Source organism: Actibacterium sp., assembly GCF_041584535.1.
Taxonomy (GTDB): Bacteria; Pseudomonadota; Alphaproteobacteria; order Rhodobacterales; family Rhodobacteraceae; genus Actibacterium_D.
The window spans coordinates 1-1798 of sequence record NZ_JBFHDW010000409.1 but is presented as its reverse complement, the minus strand read 5'-3'; the positions used below and the strand labels follow the sequence as shown (position 1 = coordinate 1798).

Genomic DNA, 1798 nt, shown 5'->3' with positions numbered 1-1798 from the left:
TCGCCGACCTCGGCCTGCCGCCGATGGATGCGGAACACGACCGGGGCATGGTCTGCGGCAGTCTGGGGTTCAACAAGGATATCATGGCGATCCTCGAAGGCTTTGGCCTGAAGGAAGGCGCCAATTCCGAGCCGGCGCAATTCGTCGTCGAAAAGGCCTTTGTCGGCTAAATCGTCGTTACAGGTTCAGGCTGTCCCCGGACAGCCTGTCCAACACGAATTCCAACTCGTTCAGCAAATGCTGTAACCGGTCCGCGCCAAGCAGGGCCTCGATCTGGGCATAGATCGCGGCGCTGTCGCGCGAGGCCAGATTGATGAAGGCGCGGCCCTCGGCGGTGATCGCGATCAGGCTTTTGCGGCCATCGGTCGGGTCTTTGCGGACCACGATGAACCCGCGCGCCTCAAGCGTGCGCAGCATCCGTGTCAGGCTGGGCGGCAGGATGCAGGCCAGTTCGGCCAGCTTGGTGGCATCGGCTTCACCCAATTCGAACAGGATACGGATCACGCGCCATTGCTGTTCGGTGATGTCATTCGCATGCAGCATCGGACGAAAGCGATCCATCACCGCCTCGCGCGCCCGCAACAGGGCGATGGGCAGGGTGCGGCGGGTCTCGGCCAATTCGAACCCGTCTTCAACGTCCAGTTTCCTGTGATTGCGCGACTGTTCCAATAGCTTTCCGTATGGTTCATTCCGATCGTTGGTCACATGCGCGAAAAAATGGTTATTGACAAGTCAGCATATAATTAACATGTTAAGCGAAATCGGGAGGGAAACAGATGCCACATCTTCGAATCGAGTATTCCCGGCCAATCGAGGCCCGTGTGGACATGCCCGCGCTGTGCCGGGCGTTGCAGGCGGCGCTGATCCGCGTTGGCCTCTTTCCGGTGGCCGGTATTCGGGTCCGTGCCTATCCGGCGGATGCGTTCGTGGTGGCCGATGACCTGCCGCAAAACAACTTTGTCGCGCTGAACATGTTTGTTGGCGCGGGGCGCACAACCGAACAATTGCAAGCGGCTGGGACGATCGTGTTTGACGCCGCCAAGGCCCATCTGGCCGATCTGCTGGCCGAGCCGCATTTCGCCCTATCGTTGGATATTTCTGTGAATGATCCAGCGTTTAGCCTGAAAGCCAACCCCATGCATGCCCGCCTGTCGGGCAAGACCGCCTAGCCGCAGGAGACCGCGATGACCACGTTCCAAGACAATCTGGCCAAGGCTGAAACCTATCTGGCGCGGTTCCGGGCCGAGGGCGTGAAGCTGCATATCGGCGGGGCTTCGGTGGAGGCTATTTCGGGTGAAACCTTTGACACCATCTCGCCGGTCGATCTGAAACCGCTGGCCAAGGTCGCCCGTGGCGGCAGGGCCGATGTCGATGCGGCGGTTGCCGCAGCCAAGGCGGCGTTCCCGGCCTGGCGCGACATGAGCGGCGTCGAGCGGCGCAAAATTCTGAACAAAGTCGCGGATGGGATCGAAGCCCGAGCCGAAGAAATCGCCTTGGTTGAATCGATGGACACCGGTCAATCGATCCGCTTTATGGCCAAGGCTGCCATTCGCGGCGCCGAGAATTTCCGCTATTTTGCCGACAAGGCGCCCCAGGCCCGCGACGGCCAGATGCTGCGCAGCGACAGCCAGCTGAACATGACCTCGCGCCGCCCGATTGGTCCGGTTGGCGTGATCACCCCGTGGAACACGCCGTTCATGCTGTCGACGTGGAAGATTGCTCCGGCATTGGCGGCGGGCTGCACCGTGGTGCATAAACCGGCGGAATTCTCGCCGATGACGGCCAAGCTGCTGGTCGA

3 protein-coding genes and 1 pseudogene are annotated in these 1798 nt (G+C 61.1%); 3 read left to right on the top strand and 1 reads right to left on the bottom strand.

Annotation, left to right across the window (positions count from 1 at the left end; all coding sequences use genetic code 11):
- Positions 1 to 170 (top strand): annotated as a pseudogene (locus tag ABYW26_RS14220) (ferredoxin--NADP reductase); the annotation flags it as partial.
- Positions 171 to 177: 7 nt separating this feature from the next.
- On the opposite strand, the gene hpaR reads toward ABYW26_RS14220, so the two are convergent.
- Complete coding sequence (hpaR, locus tag ABYW26_RS14215) at positions 178 to 669, bottom strand: homoprotocatechuate degradation operon regulator HpaR (RefSeq protein WP_372605567.1); 492 nt, start codon at positions 667 to 669, stop codon at positions 178 to 180.
- Between the two features lie 107 nt (positions 670 to 776).
- Between hpaR and ABYW26_RS14210 the strand changes: the two genes are divergently transcribed.
- Together ABYW26_RS14210 and ABYW26_RS14205 are read left to right on the top strand one after the other, a co-directional pair.
- Complete coding sequence (locus tag ABYW26_RS14210) at positions 777 to 1169, top strand: 5-carboxymethyl-2-hydroxymuconate Delta-isomerase (protein WP_372605566.1); 393 nt, start codon at positions 777 to 779, stop codon at positions 1167 to 1169.
- Positions 1170 to 1184: 15 nt separating this feature from the next.
- Positions 1185 to 1798, top strand: a 614-nt coding sequence (locus ABYW26_RS14205; protein ID WP_372605565.1) for an aldehyde dehydrogenase family protein, incomplete at its 3' end; no start/stop codon positions are given.